Source organism: Achromobacter sp. HNDS-1, from assembly GCF_040084795.1.
GTDB lineage: Bacteria > Pseudomonadota > Gammaproteobacteria > Burkholderiales > Burkholderiaceae_B > Achromobacter > Achromobacter ruhlandii.
In genome coordinates this window covers 2,682,884-2,701,991 of record NZ_CP157584.1, presented here as the reverse complement: position 1 = coordinate 2,701,991, position 19,108 = coordinate 2,682,884, and the positions used below count along the sequence as shown (strand labels likewise).

General features: G+C 68.0%; 19 protein-coding genes. 7 read left to right on the top strand and 12 right to left on the bottom strand.

Features of this window, described 5'->3' with window-relative positions; translation table 11 throughout:
• Nucleotides 1-10: 10 nt before the first annotated feature.
• The 9 genes from ABFG95_RS12500 to ABFG95_RS12460 all read right to left on the bottom strand — a co-directional run bounded on the left by ABFG95_RS12500 (nucleotide 11) and on the right by ABFG95_RS12460 (nucleotide 9,437).
• Entirely contained in the window at nucleotides 11-502 is a 492-nt protein-coding gene (locus ABFG95_RS12500; protein WP_326340136.1) for a VOC family protein, read from the bottom strand.
• Complete coding sequence (locus ABFG95_RS12495; protein WP_348995981.1) at nucleotides 499-2,682, bottom strand: dehydrogenase E1 component subunit alpha/beta; 2,184 nt, start codon at nucleotides 2,680-2,682, stop codon at nucleotides 499-501. Before ABFG95_RS12495 ends, ABFG95_RS12500 begins: the two co-directional genes overlap by 4 nt.
• A gap of 29 nt (nucleotides 2,683-2,711) precedes the next feature.
• Complete coding sequence (locus ABFG95_RS12490; protein ID WP_059272720.1) at nucleotides 2,712-3,500, bottom strand: 3-oxoacyl-ACP reductase family protein; 789 nt, start codon at nucleotides 3,498-3,500, stop codon at nucleotides 2,712-2,714.
• A gap of 29 nt (nucleotides 3,501-3,529) precedes the next feature.
• Entirely contained in the window at nucleotides 3,530-4,249 is a 720-nt protein-coding gene (locus tag ABFG95_RS12485) for an ABC transporter ATP-binding protein (RefSeq protein WP_006386225.1), read from the bottom strand.
• Nucleotides 4,246-4,998: an ABC transporter ATP-binding protein gene (locus ABFG95_RS12480; RefSeq protein ID WP_348995980.1), complete on the bottom strand. Its 753-nt coding sequence runs from the start codon at nucleotides 4,996-4,998 to the stop codon at nucleotides 4,246-4,248. The genes ABFG95_RS12485 and ABFG95_RS12480 overlap by 4 nt, the downstream gene beginning before the upstream one ends.
• Nucleotides 4,995-6,269, bottom strand: coding sequence for a branched-chain amino acid ABC transporter permease (locus ABFG95_RS12475; RefSeq protein WP_348995979.1), 1,275 nt, complete (start codon nucleotides 6,267-6,269; stop codon nucleotides 4,995-4,997). The genes ABFG95_RS12480 and ABFG95_RS12475 overlap by 4 nt, the downstream gene beginning before the upstream one ends.
• On the bottom strand, nucleotides 6,266-7,207 hold the full coding sequence (locus ABFG95_RS12470; protein ID WP_006386228.1) for a branched-chain amino acid ABC transporter permease: 942 nt from the start codon (nucleotides 7,205-7,207) through the stop codon (nucleotides 6,266-6,268). The genes ABFG95_RS12475 and ABFG95_RS12470 overlap by 4 nt, the downstream gene beginning before the upstream one ends.
• Before the next feature lie 139 nt (nucleotides 7,208-7,346).
• Nucleotides 7,347-8,582 (bottom strand): branched-chain amino acid ABC transporter substrate-binding protein, encoded by a 1,236-nt coding sequence (locus ABFG95_RS12465; protein WP_006386229.1) that lies wholly within the window; start codon nucleotides 8,580-8,582, stop codon nucleotides 7,347-7,349.
• Nucleotides 8,583-8,636: 54 nt separating this feature from the next.
• The gene (locus tag ABFG95_RS12460) at nucleotides 8,637-9,437 is read right to left on the bottom strand and encodes a shikimate dehydrogenase (protein ID WP_348995978.1); all 801 of its coding nucleotides are present in this window, start codon (nucleotides 9,435-9,437) and stop codon (nucleotides 8,637-8,639) included.
• Between the two features lie 238 nt (nucleotides 9,438-9,675).
• Between ABFG95_RS12460 and ABFG95_RS12455 the strand changes: the two genes are divergently transcribed.
• Nucleotides 9,676-10,413, top strand: coding sequence for an SDR family NAD(P)-dependent oxidoreductase (locus ABFG95_RS12455; RefSeq protein ID WP_049076567.1), 738 nt, complete (start codon nucleotides 9,676-9,678; stop codon nucleotides 10,411-10,413).
• 152 nt (nucleotides 10,414-10,565) lie between these two features.
• Nucleotides 10,566-11,318: a FadR/GntR family transcriptional regulator gene (locus tag ABFG95_RS12450; RefSeq protein WP_049076565.1), complete on the top strand. Its 753-nt coding sequence runs from the start codon at nucleotides 10,566-10,568 to the stop codon at nucleotides 11,316-11,318.
• Between the two features lie 53 nt (nucleotides 11,319-11,371).
• Here the strand turns inward: ABFG95_RS12450 and ABFG95_RS12445 are convergent, their stop codons facing one another.
• From ABFG95_RS12445 to thpR, 3 genes are all read right to left on the bottom strand, one after another.
• Entirely contained in the window at nucleotides 11,372-12,709 is a 1,338-nt protein-coding gene (locus tag ABFG95_RS12445; RefSeq protein ID WP_054419386.1) for a Gfo/Idh/MocA family oxidoreductase, read from the bottom strand.
• 103 nt (nucleotides 12,710-12,812) lie between these two features.
• The gene (locus ABFG95_RS12440; protein ID WP_054419384.1) at nucleotides 12,813-13,373 is read right to left on the bottom strand and encodes a 5'-3'-deoxyribonucleotidase; all 561 of its coding nucleotides are present in this window, start codon (nucleotides 13,371-13,373) and stop codon (nucleotides 12,813-12,815) included.
• 56 nt (nucleotides 13,374-13,429) lie between these two features.
• Nucleotides 13,430-13,960 carry an RNA 2',3'-cyclic phosphodiesterase gene (gene thpR / locus ABFG95_RS12435; RefSeq protein ID WP_348995977.1) on the bottom strand — a complete coding sequence of 177 codons (531 nt, stop codon included), beginning with the start codon at nucleotides 13,958-13,960 and terminating at the stop codon, nucleotides 13,430-13,432.
• A gap of 202 nt (nucleotides 13,961-14,162) precedes the next feature.
• Between thpR and ABFG95_RS12430 the strand changes: the two genes are divergently transcribed.
• Genes ABFG95_RS12430 through ABFG95_RS12410 form a run of 5 tightly spaced genes read left to right on the top strand, consistent with a single transcriptional unit; the run spans nucleotide 14,163 to nucleotide 19,103 of the window.
• Nucleotides 14,163-14,735: a spore coat U domain-containing protein gene (locus ABFG95_RS12430; RefSeq protein ID WP_348995976.1), complete on the top strand. Its 573-nt coding sequence runs from the start codon at nucleotides 14,163-14,165 to the stop codon at nucleotides 14,733-14,735.
• A gap of 49 nt (nucleotides 14,736-14,784) precedes the next feature.
• Nucleotides 14,785-15,300 (top strand): spore coat U domain-containing protein, encoded by a 516-nt coding sequence (locus ABFG95_RS12425; protein WP_063568825.1) that lies wholly within the window; start codon nucleotides 14,785-14,787, stop codon nucleotides 15,298-15,300.
• The gene (locus tag ABFG95_RS12420; RefSeq protein WP_100504937.1) at nucleotides 15,294-15,842 is read left to right on the top strand and encodes a spore coat U domain-containing protein; all 549 of its coding nucleotides are present in this window, start codon (nucleotides 15,294-15,296) and stop codon (nucleotides 15,840-15,842) included. Before ABFG95_RS12425 ends, ABFG95_RS12420 begins: the two co-directional genes overlap by 7 nt.
• Nucleotides 15,843-15,853: 11 nt before the next feature.
• A complete protein-coding gene (locus ABFG95_RS12415; protein ID WP_049078173.1) occupies nucleotides 15,854-16,627 on the top strand; it encodes a molecular chaperone in 774 nt (257 codons plus the stop codon).
• Between the two features lie 7 nt (nucleotides 16,628-16,634).
• A complete protein-coding gene (locus tag ABFG95_RS12410) occupies nucleotides 16,635-19,103 on the top strand; it encodes a fimbria/pilus outer membrane usher protein (RefSeq protein ID WP_348995975.1) in 2,469 nt (822 codons plus the stop codon).
• Nucleotides 19,104-19,108: the final 5 nt, after the last annotated feature.

The following is a 19,108-nucleotide window of genomic DNA, read 5'->3' as shown; positions in this document are numbered from 1 at the left end:
GTAGTTCGTCCTATTCTGCGCGCACGGCCAGGTCGGGCCGGTAGGCCGCCGGGTCGTCGTATTCGACCAGTTCCAGCACATTGCCTTCGGGGTCGCGGAAGAAGGCCAGCCAGGTGCCGGGCCGTACTTCCATTGGCGCCGGTTCGCTGTCGAAGACCACGCCGCGCGTCCGCAGGCGCTCGACGGTGCCGGCCAGGTCATGCACGATGAAGGTGAGGTAGGCGCTGCCCTGGCGGTCCAGGATGGCGGCGCCGCGCACCGCCGGCTCCGGCGCCCTGGTCGGCTGCAGCAGCTTGATGCGCTCGCCATACGAGGTCTGCAGGCGCGCCACGTCGTAGCCATGCGGTGTCAGGCCGGTGGCGCGGGCCTTGTCGGCCGGCACGCTGACGCGGTTCACCAGCGTCAGGCCGACCACCTCGGTGTAGAACGCCAGCAGCGCGTCCAGGTCGGCGCAGCAGATGCCGACTTCCATCGGCACGCTCATGCGCAGGGCGGCGCTCATGCGCGTTCTCCCAGGTCGGCCAGCACGTCGTTCAGGCCGGCGATGACTTCCTCGGTGTCGGCGAAGGCCGCGCGTTCCAGCACCTTGGAGATGCTGGGCGAGGCCTCGCCGCCGGTGACGCGCTTGACCGGCTGGTCGAGCCAGTCGAAGTAGCGGCGCTGGATCTCGTCGGCCAGCATGGCGCCGTACGAGGTGCCGCGCGCGCCCTGTTCGACGATCAGCACGTTGTTGGTCTTCTGGATGCTGGCGCCGATGGTGTCCCAGTCGAGGTTGGCGCGGTCCAGCGTGCGCAGGTCGATGACTTCCGCGTCGACGCCGGTCTCTTCGGCGGCCTTGAGCGCGCGGCTGACCATCGACAGGTAGGTCAGCACCGTGACCTTGGAACCTGCGCGGCGCACGCGCGCCTTGCCGAATGGAATGGCGTAGTCCAGGTCGCCGTCGGGAACCTCGCCCGACGAGGCATACAGGTCGACGTGCTCGATCACCAGCACCGGGTCCTTGGAGGCCAGCGCGGTGTTCATCAGGCCGATGTACTCATACGCCGTGGACGGCGCGACGATGCGCCAGCCCGGGGCCGTGGCGAAGACGCCGGCCGGGTCCATCGAGTGCTGCGAGCCGTAGCCCGTGCCCATCGCGACCTTGGTGCGCAGCACGAACGGCACGTCGATGTCGCCGCCGAACATGTGGCGGGCCTTGCCGATCTGGTTGAAGATCTGGTCGGCCGCGACCCACATGAAGTCGGGATACATGAATTCCACCACCGGCTTGTAGCGGCCGTCCATGGCCAGGCCGCCGCCCAGGCCGGCAAAGGCGTTCTCGGAGATCGGCGTGCCCAGCACGCGATCGGGGTACTTGTCCTTCAGGCCGCGCGTGGCGCCGTTGGTGCCGCCCTTCAGGCGGTGCACGTCCTCGCCCAGCACCACCACGCCGGGGTCGGTTTCCATGCGGCGGTCGAGCACGTCGGCCACCGCGTCCACGAACTTGCGCTCGGCGCGGGCGCCGGCGTAGTCGGCGGCGTCCTGGTAGCGCAGGCCGGCCAGTTCCGAGCCGTCGCTGCGCAGGCCCACGTCGCGGAAGTCGGGGCGCGGCCACAGATCGGCGCGCACGCGGCGCTTGCCGCCGTCGGCGGCCTCGGTCAGCCGGCCCGACACGTCCTTCATCACGTCCTTGCAGCGCTGGCGCAGGGCGTCGACCTCGGCCTGGGTGATCAGCTGGCGGCCGATCATCTCGGCGGCGATCTTGTCGAGCGGATCGCGGCGGCGCCATTGCGCCTCTTCTTCCTTGCTGCGGTAGCCGAAGGCGCTGCCGGGGAAGGGGCCGTTCTGGTGGAAGAAGCGGTAGACGTCCACCTCGATGATGGTGGGGCCGTTGCCGGCGCGCATGTGCGCCACGGCTTCCGACATGGCCAGGTGCACGGCCAGCGGGTCCATGCCATCGACCTGCCAGGCCGGGATGTTGAAGGCCTGGCCACGGGCCGACAGGCGCGGCTCGGCGGTCGATTCCTCGACCGTGGTGGACACGGCGTAGCGGTTGTTCTCGATGAAGAAGCACAGCGGCGTCTTCCACGCGGCGGTCAGGTTCATCGTCTCGAGCACCGAGCCGATGTTGACGGCGCCGTCGCCGAAGTACGTCACGGCCACGCGGTCAGTGCCGGCGTGCCGGTGGGCCCAGGCCGCGCCGGCCGCCAGCGGCACGCCGCCGCCGACGATGGCGTTGGTGCCGAGCGCGCCGGCTTCCAGCCAGCGCAGGTGCATGCTGCCGCCGCGACCGCGGCAGTAGCCCTGCGCCAGGCCCATGATCTCGGCCAGCGTCTTGTGCAGCACTTCGTCGATGGCGGGCGTGAGCGGGTTGCGCGGATCCAGGCCCAGCGGCGCGACGTGTTGCAGGGCCTTGGCCAGGAACTGGTGGTGGCCGCGGTGCGAGCCGTTGATCTGGTCGCCGGCGCCCAGCGCCAGCACCGAGCCGACGGCGCCGCCTTCCTGGCCCACCGACGAGTGGGCGGGGCCGTGCACCAGACCTTCGGCGGCCAGGTCCAGCACCGCTTCCTCGAAGGCGCGGATCCAGTGCAGCTGCGTCAGCATGGTGGCCAGCAGCGCCGGGTCGGCCTGTTGCCAGTCCGAGGCCTCGACCGTCAGTTGCCGCCAGGGCGCCTGGGAACCAAGCGGTTGGTAGGTGGCCATGAGTGAATCTCCAGAATGTAGGTAAGCGGTCAGAGGTAGCTGTAGCGGCTCCAGCCGCCATCGGCCACCAGGGTGTGTCCGGTGATGTAGGCGGCCTGGCTGGACGCCAGGAACACCGCCAGGTCGGCCATTTCGGCCGGCTGCGCCAGGCGCCGCAGCGGCGTGCGCTGCTTGAGGCGTTCGGGGTCGAGGCGGCCGCGCGCGGCCAGGTCGCGCACCAGGTCGGTCTCGACGTAGCCGGGCGCCAGCGCGTTCACGCGCACGCCCGCCGGACCCCATTCCACCGCCAGGGTCTCGGTCAGCAGCACCACCGCGCCCTTGGTTGCGCAATAGGCGGCGCGGTCGGGCGCGGCCACCACGCCGTACATCGAGGCCAGGTTGATGATGCAGCCCTCGCCCTTGGGCACCATGCGGCGGCCGGCGGCCTGGGCGCACAGGAACACGCCGGTCAGGTTGATGTCGACGGCGCGGCGCCATTCCTCGGGGGTGACTTCCAGCGACGGCTTGTTGGCCGAGATGCCGGCGTTGTTGACCAGCACGTCGATGCCGCCCCAGGCCTGCTCGACCTGGGTGAAGGCGCGTTCCACGGCGTCGGCATCGGTGACCGAGGCCTGCGCGGCCAGCGCTTCGCCGCCGGCCGCGCGCAGCCCGGCCACGGCCGCGTCCAGCGCTACCGGGTCCATGTCCAGCAGCGCCACCCGCGCGCCCTGGCGCACGAACGCCTCGGCCGTGGCGTAGCCGATGCCTTTGGCGCCGCCGGTGATCACCACGTTCTTGCCGCGCAGATCGGCGTGGCGTACTTCAGGGGTATTGTCCAAGTGCTTGCCTCTACAGATGCGTTAGGCGGTCAGACCGCCAGCCATTCCTGGACCACGTCCTGGCGCTCATGCAGCTGCGCGGGCGGTCCTTCGAAAACGATGCGGCCATGGCCCATCACGCTCACCCGCGTGGAGACCTTCAGCGCGATGGTCAGCTTCTGCTCGACCAGCACCACCGACACGCCGCGCTGGTGGATGTCGCGGATCACGTCGGCGATCACTTCCACGATCTTGGGCGCCAGGCCCTCGGTGGGTTCGTCGATCAGCATGACCTTGGGGTTGCCCAGGAGCGAGCGGCACATGGTCAGCATCTGCTGTTCGCCGCCGGACAGGTTGCCGGCGCGGGTATTGCGGCGTTCCTTCAGGCGCGGGAAATAGCCGAACATCTGCTCGATGGTCCAGGCCGGCGCGTCGGGCCGGACGGGCTGTTCGCCCATGCGCAGGTTCTCGTCCACCGTCAGGTTGGCGAACACCTCGCGCTCCTCCGGCACGAAACCCAGTCCGGCGCGGGCGATCTCGAAAGGCCGCTTGTTGGTGATGTCGCGGCCTTCGATGGCGATGCGGCCGCCCGTCACGTCCACCAGCCCCATGATGCTTTTCATGGTGGTGGAGCGGCCGGCGCCGTTGCGGCCCAGCAGGCTGACCACTTCGCCGCGGCCCACCGTCAGGTCGATGCCGTGCAGGATGTGGCTCTTGCCGTAGTGCGCGTGCACGCCTTGCAGGGCCAGCAGGGGGGATTGCATGCTCATACCGTTTCCTCTCCCAGGTAGGCTTCGCGCACGCGGGCGTCGCCGCGGATCTCGGCGGGCGTGCCGGTGGCCAGGATCTCGCCGTACACCAGCACGCTGATGCGGTCGGCCAGCGAGAACACCACCTGCATGTCGTGTTCGACGATCAGCAGGGTGCAGTCGCGCGTCACGTCCTTGATGAGTTCGACGGTGTAGTCGACCTCGTGCTGCGACATGCCGGCCATCGGCTCGTCCAGCAGGATCACCTTGGGCCGCGAGGCCAGCGTCATGCCGATTTCCAGCGAGCGCTGCTCGGAGTAGTTCAGGTCGCCCGCGGCGGTGTGCTGCTTGGGCGCCAGACGCACTTTTTCCAACAGCTGGTCGACGTTCTCGTTGACGGCGCGGTGGCGCGCGATGGGGCGCCAGAAGTTGTAGACCAGGCCGTGCATGCGCAGCACCGCCAGCCGCAGGTTCTCGCGCACCGACAGGCGCGGGAACACGTTGGTGATCTGGAACGAACGCGCCAGGCCGAGACGGTTGATGCGTTCGGGCGGCAGGCCGCCGATCGGGCGCGCGCGCAGGCTGATGTCGCCCGAGGTCGGCGCGAACGAGCCCGACATCAGGTGGAACAGCGTGGACTTGCCGGCGCCGTTGGGGCCGATGACGGCGTGGCGTTCGCCGGCCTCGACCTTCAGGTTGACGCCGCGGATGATCCGCGCGTCGCCGAAGGACTTGCGCACGTCGGTCAGGGTCAGGATCTCGTGGCTCATTTTGCGGTCTCCAGCACGGGCGCGGCCTCGGCCTCGCCGCGCCACAGGGCCAGCGCCCAGCGGCAGGCCAGCAGGCCGCCTGCGAACAGCGCCAGCGGCAGCAGCCAGGTCGACAGCGCCAGCGGCGCCCAGTCGTGGCCGAACAGGGAAATGGCGGGCCAGCCGGCATCGGGGTTCATCGCCAGCAGCGAGCGGTAGTCGCGCGCGAACATGCGTTGCAGCAGTTCCACCGAGAACACCGTGGCGCCGGTCAGCAGCAGGCCGCCGGCGACGGACACCGCGGCGCGCGGCAGCCAGTCGGCCAGCCCGCGCTGGCGCAGCGACTTGGCGGCGCGCTGCACCAGCCCGACCAGGCCGTCCGGCACGAACAGCATCACCAGCACGAACAGGATGCCCTGGTACAGCAGCCAGGAACGGGTGATGTCGGCCAGCGTCTGCGACAGGAAGGTCAGGATCGAGGCGCCCAGCACCGGTCCCAGGAAGGCGTTGACGCCGCCGATGTAGGCGAACAGCACCGCGTCGGTCGACAGCTTGACCTCGAACAGCACGTAGTTGCCGGCCTCGATGTTCAATGCCTGCAGGCCGCCTGCGATGCCGGCGAACATGGCCGACAGCGCGAACACCATGGTCTTGAGCGTGTGCGGCCGGTAGCCCAGGTAGCGCAGGCGGTTGGCGTTTTCGCGCAGGCCCAGCGTCAGCCGGCCCAGCGGCGTGCGGGTCAGGCCATACAGCGCGGCCAGCGACACCAGCACCCAGACCAGCACCAGGAAGTACACCTCGACGTCCGAGCCGAAGGTGAAGCCCCAGGCCGGCATGCGCATGGCCGACAGGCCGGCCTCGCCGCCGAACACGCCTTTCAGGTGCGGCGCCAGCGCGTGCAGCAGCTCGGCCAGCGCCAGCGTGATCATCGAGAAGTACACGCCGGCGCGCATGGTGGCGAACCAGCCCGCGACCAGGCCGAACAGCAGGCCGGCCACGCCGCCGGCCAGCGGCATCAGCGGTGTCGGCAACAGGCCCGCGCCGCCCAGCGCATTCATGGCGTGGATGGTGGCGAAGGTGCCGACGCCGAAGTAGGCCGCGTGGCCGAAGGACAGCATGCCGCCCTGGCCGGCCAGCAGGTTGAAGGCGCAGGCGAACAGCGCCGCGATCAGCATCTGCACCGCCGCGACCAGTTGGCCGGCGGGCAGCAGCCACGGCAGCGCGCACAACGCGGCCACGCAGGCGAGCAACAGCAGGCCGGCGGTGGCGCGGCGCGAGGAAGTCTGGCTCATGCCTGTTCTCCCTTCAGGCCCGAGGGCTTGACCAGCAGCACCACCAGCATCAGCAGGAACGGCAGCGTCGCCGCCAGGCTGGAGATCTTCACCGTCATCAGGCCGCCCACGCTCTCGGCCCACTCGCCGGCGCCGAACAGGCCGAACAGGGTCGCCAGGCTGGCGTCGATGCCGACCGAGAACGAGCTGATCAGGCCGATCAGCAGCGAGGCGATCATGGCGCCTTCAAGCGAGCCCAGGCCGCCCACGACCACCACCACGAACACCAGCACGCCCAGTTCCAGCGCCATGTTCGGATTGGTGGTGTAGAACGCGCCCGCGACCGCGCCCGCCAGGCCGGCCATCGCCGCGCCCACGCCGAACACGCTCATGAACACCAGCGGCACGTTGTGGCCCAGCGCCTCGGCCATGCGCGGCCGGTAGATGGCCGAGCGCACCACGATGCCGACGCGGGTGCGCGACAGCAGCAGGTAGATCACCGCGAACATCGCCAGCGACACGCCGCCCATCAGCAGGCGGTAGAACGGGTAGTCGGCGTCGAACACGCGGAAGGCCGCGAAGTTCAGGAACTGCGGCACGCGGTAGTCGACCGGGAAATCCCCGTAGAACAGCTTGATGAGCTCGGCGACGATGAACGCCAGGCCGAAGGTCACCAGCAGTTCCTGCGCGTGGCCGAACTTGTGCACGCGGCGCAGGAAGAAGCGCTCCACGCCCATGCCGAGCACGCCGGCGATGACGGTGGCCAGCACCAGCGCGGTCCAGAACCCGGTGACGGGCGTCAGGGTATAGGCGGCGTACGCGCCTATCATGTAGAACGAGGCGTGCGCGAAGTTGAGCACGCCCATCATTCCGAAGATCAGTGTCAGGCCCGCCGACACCATGAATAGCAGCAGGCCGTAAATCACGCCGTTCAACAGCGAGACGGTAAAGTATTCCATGTCCGCTCCAAAATCCTTGCGCGCAGGCGCCGGGCGCCTGGCGATCGATCACGCCCTGTTTTTTCCGGCCCCGCGCCGGTGAGCGTTTTATTGGCGAGTGGCCGCGGACGGCATGCCGTCCGCGGCCGTCGCGTCATCATCAGTCCGGGCGAACCATCTTGCAGGTGGCCTGCACCGGCGCGGACACGTCCGCGGCGGACAGCACCTTGACCGGCTCGAAGCCCATGTCGGTGCCGTCGGCCTTGTACTTGGCGTTCTTGCCGACCTTGGACACCACCATCGGCAGTTGCACCTGGTGGTCTTCGGCGCGCATGGTGTAGGTGCCCAGCGGCGAGGTGTAGGTGACCTTCTCCAGCGCGCGCGCCAGGTCCGGCACCGACAGCTTGCCGTCCTTGGGCTTGACCTGCTTGAGCGCTTCGCCCAGGAAGGTGATGCCGATCACGGTCTGCGGCTCGGTGTAGCTGGGGTAGTGGCCGGTCTTGGCCTTGTAGTCCTCGGCGAACTTGGCGCCTTCCTCGCCCGCGGCCTCGATGTTGTAGGGGTGGGCGATGTAGTGGCCCAGCGCGACCTCGCCGGCGTTGGCGAGGTTGCCGACCTGGTCCAGGAACACGGTGGCGAAACGCACCTTCAGGCCGGCCGATTGCGTGGCCTTCATCAGCAACAGCAGGTCGTTGGACCAGTTGCCGGTGATGACGGTGTCGGGATTGGCCGAGCGGATGCGGGCCACGTAGGGCGCGAAGTCCTGGATCTTGTTGACTTCGTGCAGCGTCTTGCCGACCACTTCATAGCCGTACTGCTTGGCGAAGCGCTCGGTGGCGCCTTCCATGTCCTGGCCCCAGGAGTAGTTCTGGTTGATGGCGTAGACGCGCTTGCCCAGCGTGCCGTCGGCCGACATGACCGACGCCAGCGCCTTGACGCGCAGGTCGGCGTTGGTGGTGAAGCGGAAGTGGTAGAAGTGGCACTTCTGGCCGGTCAGTTCCAGGGCCTCGCCGCCCACGTTCAGGAACACCACTTCCTTGCCGGGATTGCGCAGGTTGTGCTTGCGCACGTCCTCGGTCAGCTGGCCGGAGATGGCCGAGGACGAGCCCTGCACCAGGATCTGCACGCCTTCGGCGGCCGCGGCGCGGAAACGGTCGGAGGCGCCCACCGGGCCGCCCTGGTTGTCGAACTCGACCAGTTCGAGCGGCTGGCCGTTCCAGCCGCCGGCGGCGTTGATGCGGTCCAACTGGTACTTGACCGCGGCGCGGAACATCAGGCCGGTCGAGGCCTGTGGGCCGGACAGCGTCTCGATCAGGCCGATCTTGACGGGCGCGGCCTGGGCCGATGCGGCAATGCCGGCCAGGCACAACAGGCCGGTGGTGAAAGCCAATTTCATGCGTGTCTCCTCCGTGGAACGGGAGTGGTAGGTCCGTGAATCAAGCAAGCGCGCTCAGGAATGCGGCTCTTCTATGCCCAGGAAGCGGGCAATTTCGGTGAGTTGTCCTTCCAGCATGTAGAGGCCGGGATGGGTGCGGCAGCCGCGCGCGGCCGCGGCGCGCAGCAGCGGCGTGTCGACGCGGCTCATCACGGCGTCGGCCACCACGGCGCCGGGCGTCAGGGCATCCAGCGGGAAGGGCAGGGGATCGTTGTCGTCCAGGCCCAGGGTGGTCGCGTTGATGGCGATGTCACAGGGCTCGGGACGCGGGCCGGCCACACTGATGGCCAGGCCGGGATAGTGGCGCGCCAGGCGCTCGGCAAACGCCTCGGCCTTGCCGGGCGAACGGTTGTACAGGCGCAGGCTGGCCGGGCCGGCCTCGGCGATGGCGCAGGCGATGGCTTTGCCGGCGCCGCCCAGGCCCGCCAGGTAGACATGGCGGCCGGCGGGTTCATGGCCCTGGCCGCGCAGGCCGGCGACGAAGCCCAGGCCGTCGAAGTTGCCGCCGGTCAGGCAGCCGTCGCGCAGCCGCACGGCGTTGACGGCGCCGATCAGTTCGGCGGCAGGCGTGAGGGCGTCGCACAGCGCGGCGGCGCTTTCCTTATGAGGCACGGTGACCACCAGTCCGCCCAGGTTGGCCAGGCCGCGCAGGCCCGCGAACAGGCCGGGCAGGCCGGCGGTGGCCACGTGGAACGGCACCATGACGGCGTCGATGCCGCGCTCGCGCAGCAGGGCGTTGAGCCGCTGGGGCGTCTTGACGTGCGCGATCGGGTCGGCCGCGATCGCGAATACGGTTGTGCTGCCGGTGATTTCCACCTGGTTGTCCCCTGCCTGTCATGCGGCCGTTGGCCGTGTTTTCTTGACGCCCTTGCTTGAAATCGCCAGTTGCTTTACGCTTTCAACACAAGTTGTCAGGCAACTTTATTAAGTTGTCCGATAAATCATAGGGCAAGCGTTTTTCCCGTGTCAAGCGATGCATTTGGCGGTTCAATCGAACCGTTGGCGGCGCCCCGGGAGCGGGCGCGTGCCCCCGAAAAAGCGCTTTGGAGACAGCATGATTTCGTTCGAAGGACAGGTAGTGGCCATCACCGGCGCGGGCAATGGCATCGGTCTGGCGACCGCGCGGCTGATGGCCGCCCATGGCGCCCGGCTGGTGCTCACCGACATCGACAAGGCGCGCCTGGACGAGGTGGCCGCCGAGCTGGACGCCAGCGGCCAGCGGGTGTTCGTGCATGCGCTGGACGTGGCCGCCTCGCACGATTGCGACCGGGTGCTGGAACGCGCCGCGCAGCATTTCGGCGGCATCGATCACCTGGTGCATTGCGCCGGCATCTACCCCGAGCAACTGGTCAAGGACACCAGCGACGAGGCCTGGAAGAAGCTCATGGGCGTCAACCTGGACGGCACCTTCTATGTGTGCCGCGCCGCACAACGCCACCTGCGCCAGAACGGCTCGATCGTGCTGCTGACTTCGCTGGCGGCGCAGCGCGGCAGCTACGCGCACGCGGCCTATTCGGCCTCCAAGGGCGCGGTGCAGAGCTTCACCCGCAGCCTGGCGCTGGAGCTGGCGCCGCAGATCCGGGTGAACGCGGTGGCGCCTGGCATCATCGCCACCTCCATGACGCACGACCTGATCGGCCAGAAGGGCGCGCAGCTGCTGGAGAGCACGCCGTTGCGGCGCTTCGGCACGGCCGAGGAAATCGCCGGCGCGATCGCCTTCCTGTGCTCGCCGCTGGCCGGTTTCGTGACGGGCGAGGTGATGCAGGTGAACGGCGGCATCTATATCGCGTAAAGTCTGAAACGGCCGCGCCCTTGATTCCGGCAAAATCCTATAATTTTCAAGGGCGCCGCCGCAGTGAAACGTCGAGAATTCCTATAACCACGGGCCGGCGCGTCCCAGGGGCATCCCCGCCGCGAGCCGCCTTCACGTTTTAACGATTCCCCATGCAGCCCACTCAAGCACAGGACTCCGACCCGCAGCGCGCCGCGCCCAGGCATTCGCTTTCGGCGGGCGTGGCCGACGCGCTGGCCGAGCAGATCCGCCAGGGCACCCTGGCGCCCGGCGACCGCCTGCCCACCGAAAAGCAATTGACCGAGATCTACTCGGTCAGCCGCGCCGTGGTGCGCGAGGCGCTGGCGCGCCTGAAATCCGAGGGCCTGATCACCTCGCAGCAAGGCAGCGGCGTGTTCGTCGATCCGAACTTCCAGCGCAACGCCTTCCGCATCGCCGCGCCCACGCCGGGCGACAACCAGGACCTGGAACACATCCTGGAGCTGATGCTGTCGATCGAAGTCACCGCCGCGCGCTACGCGGCGCAGCGCCGCACCGAACCCGACCTGAAGAAGATGCGCCAGGCGCTGGTGGGCATGGAGTACGCGCTCATCAACGACAAGCTGGGCGACGAAGAGGACTACCAGTTCCACCAGGCCATCGTGCAGGCCACGCACAACCCGCACCTGGTGGCCCTGAACGACTACCTGGAAGCGAATGTGCGGCGCGTCATCCGCAGCGCGCGCAACAACACGGCGCGCATGTATGCCGAGCGCATGGCGGCCGTGCAGAGCGAGCACCAGGCGATCTTCGCCGCCATCGAGGGCGGGGATCCCGATGCCGCCGGCAAGGCCGCCGAGCAGCACCTGCGCAACGCCGCCGACCGCCTGCGGTTGTTCCAGGCGGAACGTTCGCCGCCGGTCTGACGCGGCCATCGGGCGCCTCGGCGCCCCGGCCACGCCGCTGGCGTCCGCCGCGTTCAGGCGAAGGTCTGTTCCATCTCGCGACGGAACTGCACCGCGGCCGAACGATCGTCGTATTCCACGTCGCTCCAGCGGATCGCCTGCGACTGCCGCACCGCGTGCTTGAGCTTGACCTGGTGCGACAGGCCCAACGGCAGGTAGCCTTCGTCGACCGAGTCGCGCGCCGGCATCAACCGGCCATACACGGTGTAGCCGCCTTCGCCGTCCAGCAGTTGTCCTGCCTGCAGGTCGCGCTTGGCCGTGGCCACCACGTCGCCATGCCAGCCGGCCGGCGCCCCCGTGGGCTCGCGCCGCAGGCCGACGCTGGCCACGCTGATGCCCAGTTCCAGGCCGATCAGGTGATACGGTTTGTACATGGCGGTGTAATTGCCGCTGGGATCGGTGACCAGGCCATATTCCTTGAAGCAGCGCCGCACGTAGTCGCTGTCGGCCGCCAGCGTCACGTACACGCCCCAGCGCAGGTCGCGGAACACGGGCCGGCCGTCGCGTTCGAGCGAGGAAATCACTTCCACCTGGCCGCGGTGGTGCAGGATGCCGCCGTCCTCGCGCGGCCGCAGCACGCGGGCCAGGTCGTCCACGCCGCAGGGCGGGAAATGCAGGCCGGACGGCGAGGGCAGCAGGCCGGTGGCGTTGGACACCGCGGCCATCTCGATGGCGCTCTTGGTGCCGTCCAGGAAGCTGTTGAACATCTGCGCGTTGAAGTCGCCGGCCGCCACCATCTCGGCGGTGAAGCCGTAGTACGGCCAGACGGTGTCGGGCGTGGAAGTGTGGAACTCGGGCAGGTACTTGGTGCCCTTGCCGGCCGCCATCACCTCGAAGCCCGCCGCGCGCGCCCAGTCCACCATCTCGCAGATCAGCGCCGGCTGGTCGCCGTAGGCCAGCGAATAGACGATGCCGGCTTCGCGCGCGCGTCGCGCCAGCAAGGGGCCCGCCAGCGCGTCGGCCTCGACGTTGACCATGATGATGTGCTTGCCGTGCTCGCAGCAGGCCAGCACGTGGCCGATGCCGGCGGCCGCCTGGCCGGTGGCGTCGATGACGATGTCGACGTCCGGACTGGCGATGACCGCGTGGGGATCATCGGTGAAATAGACCTTGCCATGCTTGAGCGCGTCGCCGATGCTGGAGGCGTTGAGCGCGGCGGCGGGCCAGCCGACCCGGGTAAGCGCGGCCCGGGCGCGGTCGGGCGTCAGGTCGGCCACCGCCACCAGCCGCATGCCGGGCGTGCGGGGGGCCTGGCTCATGAACATCGCGCCGAACTTTCCGGCGCCCAGCAGCGCTACGCGCAAGGGCTTGTGGTCGGCTTCTCGCTGCTTGAGCAGTCGGTGCAGATTCATGGTGCAGGCTCCTCCAGAGGTGGGGATACAGCACCACAGGATAGTCCCAACCCCGGCCGCTGAACAGGGCCGGCCACCCCGCCGTCAGGATGTCATCCGGCCGTCATTCGTCGGCCGTATACAGCTCGCCCGCCAGCACGTTGCGCCAGTTGCTCCAGGTGATGCGCGGACGGTCGGTGACCTGGCGGTTGTAGGGCGCGTCGAACAGGATGTGCTTCCAGCGCGGCTTGACGGCGCCCTGGATCAACGGCTTGTCGTCGATCAGCAGATTGCCGTGCACCAGGGTCTTGTCCTTGGTCAGGATCAGTCGGCTGGTGGCCTCCCGTCCCAGGTGTTTCTCGACCCACAGGTATTTCTCGGCGACGCAGTTCTCGAACTGCGACAGCGGCGAGGTGCAGATGCGCACGTCCATGCCCAGCGCCAGCAGCTCCTGCACGGCTTCCAGCGCCCCCGGCACCGGGGGCAGGTTGCGGATGAAGCCGGGCGCGGTGTAGATGGCCTCGGCCATGCCGCGCAGTTCGGGCGCATAGTCCTCGCGGATGTAGAAGGACTTGCGGTCCTCGAACGCCACCGGCGCGATGCCGGGGTGGCGCGCGCGCCAGGCGTCGATGAAGGCATGTTCGAAGTCGGCCAGCACGCCGTCTTGGTCGAGCAGGATGATCATGGAGATCCTAAGTCGTTGCGACGCGCTCGATTGTGCCAGAGCGCCGGGCCGCGGCCTCAGTCCGGCTGCGGTTTCGACCGGGCGACGACGCGGTAGCGGCTGCCCCCCTCGGTGGACTCGGACGCCACCAGCACCATGCGGTCATAGCGCCAGGTCACGGGCGGCGGGGCGTCGGCCGGCGGGTCGTTGCGCTCGATGTTGCGCAGCAGCGTGACGTGGGGGCGGAACGGCTGCGTCGGCGGGGCGAAGCCGAACGCCGACAGCCAGAGCCACAGGCCGTCGTGGCTGGCCTGCAGCGAATCCGGAGTCTGCTCGGGGCCGGCCCAGAGAATGCGGGGGCGGGCGAATACGCCGTAACGGTCCAGGGTGACGGTGCCGGGCTGCAGGCGATGGTAGGGGGTGGCGTCGATGAGTTCGTCGGCGATCTCCTTTTCCACGGAACCCAGGAAGGCCAGCGTCATGTGCAGGGTTTCCGTGCGCATGGCGCGGCCAAGGCTGTGCGGCTGGGCCTGGGCGGCCCAGGTGGATAGCGTGTCAGCCAGGTCAGGCTCGGGCCAGAGGGCATAGAAGAGACGGAGGGTCGACATGGCGGAATTGTGCCCGATCCTGCGCGGCCGGGTAAGACACTACTGAACCGTGGGCTTGTTGCTTTGACAGGTGATCGGGTGCGGGGAGGTTATTCGGAATCGTCTGATTTCGATAGACCTTACGAATTGCTGTAATACCCACCGTAATGCGGCGATGTTGCCGCGAGTTCCTCCTCGCCTTTCTTCCGATCAGAGCATTTTTATGAAGAACACCCTCCTGAACGCCGCCATGCTGTGTGGTTGCACCTTCTCCGCGGCGTCGTTCGCGGCCGACCCACCCGCTGCTGCTCCTACCTATTCCGCGGGCGAGGTGCGCGGCCAGTTGGCCGTCGAGCTGACCATCGGCAAGGGCTGCGAAGTGGTAAATGGTTCGGTAAACGGAGCCAATGCCTTCGGCACGCTGAGCTTTGGCGAGGTGTCGTCGCTGACGAACAACTCGATCGATGCGCAGGCCAAGGGCACGGCGGGCGCCATTATCCAGTTGAACTGCACCAAGGACGTGTCCTACCGCGTCTCGCTGGATGACGGCCGCAACTCCTCTGGCCAGGGCGCGCGGCGCCTGGCGCTCGTGGGGGGCGGCAAGGACGACTTCGTACCGTACAACCTGTACAAGGACGCCGCGCGCCAGTCGTTGTGGGACAGCAAGAATCCCTATACCGGCACTGGCAGCGGCACGGCGGAAGACATGGTGGTGTACGGCCGCATTCCGACCATGGCGAAGACCCCCGCCTCCGGAAAGTACACGGACATCGTCATGCTGACCGTCAGTTGGTAACGCCTTATTAGGACAGGACCGGCACCGGGTGCGGGTTCCTGTGATCGCCATGCTTCGCCGTATTCTTTTCTCGCTCTGCTGCCTTGCCCTGGCCGATGGCGCGCATGCCCAGACATTTTCGCAGTCTGGCAGTGCCACCCTCGGCGTGCGCGTGGTCATTGCCACCTTGTGCTCGGTGGGCGCCACGTCGACAGGCACCGCCACGGCGTCGTTCGGCAAACTGGATTTCGGCAGCCATCCCAGCCTGGCCAACAGGTTGACCGGGCAGCGGGGCGCGGATATCCGCGTGCAATGCGCTACTGGCGTGCCCTATCGTGTCGTATTGGGCGCGGGCGAAAACGATACGGGTACACAACGTCGGTTGAAGGGGCCGGGGGGAGCCTTCGTGCCATACGCGCTCTTTGGCGATGCTTCCCTGAGCCAGCCCTTGACCGCGAGTGCTCCGGTGACGCGCCTGGGCACGGGTGCGGAAGAAACGATTCCCGTCTACGCGGCGATCAATCCGCAGGCGACGCCGGCTGGTGGGCTGTATCGCGATACCGTCAAGGTAACCATTCAATGGTGACCGCGCGATTGCATGGGCCGCGCGCGCGCGCGACGCTCCTGGCCGGAATCCTATTGCTGGGGAGCGCGCGGGCCGAGACCGTTTCTCAGGTGATGACGGTGCGGGCGGCGATCACACCGGGTTGTTGGTTCGGCACTCCCCAGGCGCCACTGCTGTCGCTCGGCACGATCGATTTCGGTGTCGTGTATCGGCTGGACAAGGAGGTGAAGACCCGCTCCAGCGTTGGCGCCGGAAGCGTCGTCATGACGTGCACGCCGGGCACGACGTTCCGCGTCGACATCAACGATGGCGGCAATGCCGGCGCGCTTTGGTGGTATGCCGGTCGGCAGGTCAAGCACGCCGCCAGCGGCAAGGTCCTGAGGTACGAGCTGTATCGCGACAGCGCCTACAGCCAGCGTTGGGGCCAAAGCAGCGAGGGTGCGCAATTCACTGCGACCGGCGGGCCGGTCGTGCTGCCCATCTACGCCAAGCTGCTGAGCACCCAGACGGCACCCGAACCCGGCGTCTACACCGACGACTTGATCGTCACTGTCTACTACTGATGGCCATTTCCATGAAACTCCCTGTTCGCCTTGCCGGCGCGCTAGCCGCTCTGTGCCTATCGTGCACGGCCTTCGCGGCCGCCTCCATCCTTGTCTGGCCCATCGACCCCGTGATCGAGCACGACGATGCGGGGACGGCGATCTGGCTGGAGAACAACGGCAAGTCCGCCTCCCGCATCCAGATCCGCGCGCTACGCTGGACCCAGGCCAATGGGGCGGACGAGTTGGCGCCGCAGGAGAACATCGTGGTCAGTCCGCCCGCGGCCGAGATCCAACCCGGGCAGCGCCAGTTGCTGCGCCTGATACGCACCGTGCCAGTCCAGGCGGGCAAGCAGGAGGCATACCGCATCCTGATCGACGAGATTCCCGGCCAGAGCGGTCCGGAGCCGGCCGCCGCGCCTGCCGGGCAGGTGGCGGGGCTGGCATTCCAGATGCGCTATTCCGTCCCACTCTTCGTCAGCGGCAAGGGCGCCTGGACGCGCGAGGATGTGCGCAAGCATCCGGACGCCAAGGCCGCCGCCCAGCCGGTGCTCACTTACGCCGTGCAGGCCGGGCAGGGCCAACGCTGGCTGATCCTGCGCAACAGCGGTCCGGTGCATGCGCGCCTGTCGCATGTCAGCTTTGTCGTTGGTGGGCGAGAGGTGTGGAGCGTGCCGGGCCTGCTCGGCTACGTACTGCCTGGCGCTGAAATGCGCTTCGAGGTGCCCGCTTCGGTCCAGGCGGGCGGCACATTGAAGGCCATTGTCAATGCCGATAGGGAACCGCGGGCAATCTCGATCCGGTGATGCTGACGTGTCTGGCTTCCTTCATTCCCTGGCGCGGTGCGGCGCCGCCCGGCTGTGTCCGAACGTCATTGCCCTGGTGTTGGTCGCATGCGCCGGCAAAGTCCACGCCCAGGCGGCCGAAGCGTCGTTCTCCATGCCGGACGGCATCCTGTATCTCGATATCGTGGTCAACGGCAAGTCCGCTGGCCAGGCGCGTAAAGTGGACTATCGGCTGGGGCATTACTACCTGCCCGCGGCCATTCTGAAGGAGGCGGGCGTGAAGGTCGAAGCGCCGGCCCACGAACTGGTTGCCGTCGACCTGATACCCGGGGTGCGGGTGGCGTTGGACAATGCCACGCAGCGGCTGATGATCAGCGTGCCACCGGAGTGGCTGCCCCGCCAGGTCGTGGACATGGCACAGCGGGAGCCTTCCAGCACGCAGGCCGCCAGCTCGACAGGCTTGCTGATGAATTACGACGCCTACCTGAATAATGGGCCGCGCGGTTCCTCGCTATCGGTATGGAACGAACCGCGTCTTTTCAGCGCCTACGGCACGCTGTCCTCGACCGGCGCCTGGCGCCGGACGCTGCGCGGGCAGGACTTTGGCGGCGGTCCCGGCTTCATGCGCTACGACACCCAATGGCGCTATAACGACGCCGCCACCATGCGCAAGTATGTCGCGGGTGACCTCATCACCGATACACTGGCCGATTCCAGTGCGGTGCGCATGGCGGGGTTCCAGGTCGGAAGAAATTTTGCCACGCGCCCCGACCTGGTGACCTTTCCAATCCCGCAGTTCGCCGGACAGGCGGCGGTGCCGACGGCGGTGGACCTGTTCATCAACAACTACCGGATGGGATCACGTGAGGTCGGCCCCGGCCCCTTCACCCTGCAAAGCATGCCGTATATCAACGGCGCCGGCACGGCAACCGTGGTGACGCGCGATGCCCTGGGCCGCGAGGTGAGCCAGGAGGTGTCGTTCTATGTGTCCAATGATCTGCTGCAGCCCGGCCTGTCCGACTACAGTCTCTCGGCCGGCCTGTTGCGCAGGCGGTATGGTCTGTCATCTTTCGACTACGGCGATCTCGCGGCCAGCGGCGTTTTTCGTCACGGCGTGACGTCCGATTGGACCGCGACGGGATGGGCGCAGGGCGCCGCCGGATTCGCCGCCGCCGGGGTTGGCTCGAATGTCCAGCTGGGGGTGTACGGCGTGTTCAGCGCGACCGTTGCCGCCAGTCACGCCGCGGCCGGTAAGGTGGGGCAGTCGGATGCCTACGCCTGGCGTGTGCGCTCGCCGTATACCGCGTTGATTGGGCAGCCCGCCCATGCCGCCGCCAATCCGTCCGGCTACAACGCCCAGGCCGTCAATGGCGGGCAGTGGTCGCTAGGCTACTCCTATGCCAACCAGCGCTTCAGTGTCGGCGTGCGTCGCACGCATCGTGACGACGGTTTCGCCAATCTGGGCCGTTACCGCAGCGCCGGCCGCCTGGCGCGGCAGGAAGACCAGGCCACCGCCAGCCTGTCGATGGGGCGCTATGGGTCGCTGGGGATGGGATGGTTCGACGTGGACTACGGGCCGGGCCAACGCACGCGCCTGCTCAACCTTTCCTATGGGATCGCGTTGGGACAGGGCGTCAGCCTCTACACCAGCGCCAACCGCGAGATCGGCACGGGTGGCTACAACGCCCAGTTGTCGCTGTCGATCTCGCTGGGGGATGGATCTTCCGCCAGCGCGAGCGTGAGCCGCGACCGTGACGGACGGCGTTCTGAGCAGGCCAGCTACATGCGGGCCGCCCCCCTGGCCGGCGGCGTGGGCTGGAGCCTGGGCGCCAGCCACAACCCGGGCGCCAGCGTGTACCGGCAGGCCGAGATCAATTGGCGTACCCAGCGTTTCGACCTGCGCAGCGGGGTGTATGGCGCAAGCGGCGATCTGTCGCAATGGGCGCAGCTTGGCGGTTCTGTCATCGCCATGGACGGCGCCGTATATTTTTCACGGCCAGTGACGGACGCCTTCGCACTGATTTCGACGGACGGTTATGCCGGCGTCCCGGTGAGCTTCGAGAACCAGTATGTCGGCGACACCGACAGCAGCGGGCACTTGCTGATTCCTTCCGTCTCGTCCTGGTATCCGGCCCACTTCGAGATCGACCCGGTGAATCTGCCCGCCGACGTCAAGGTTCCCGTTGCCAAGACCGAGGCGGCCATCCGTGATCGCAGCGGGCTGTTATTGCGATTCCCGGTGGAAAAGCAGCGCTCCGCGGTCTTTTCGGCCCTGGACGCCAGTGGCCGGCCGATCGTCCCTGGCAGCCAGGTGCAGGCGGATGGCAGGGACGTCGCCTGGGTCGGCCGGGAGGGCGAGGTCTATCTGGAAACCTTGCCCGCCAACAGCCTGATTAGTGTCATTCCCGCCAATGGCGAGCCGGCCTGCCGCATCACGCTTGGACCGGTGCCGGCACAGGCCGGCATCTTCCGGCTCGGTCCGCTTACCTGCCTATGAACGGC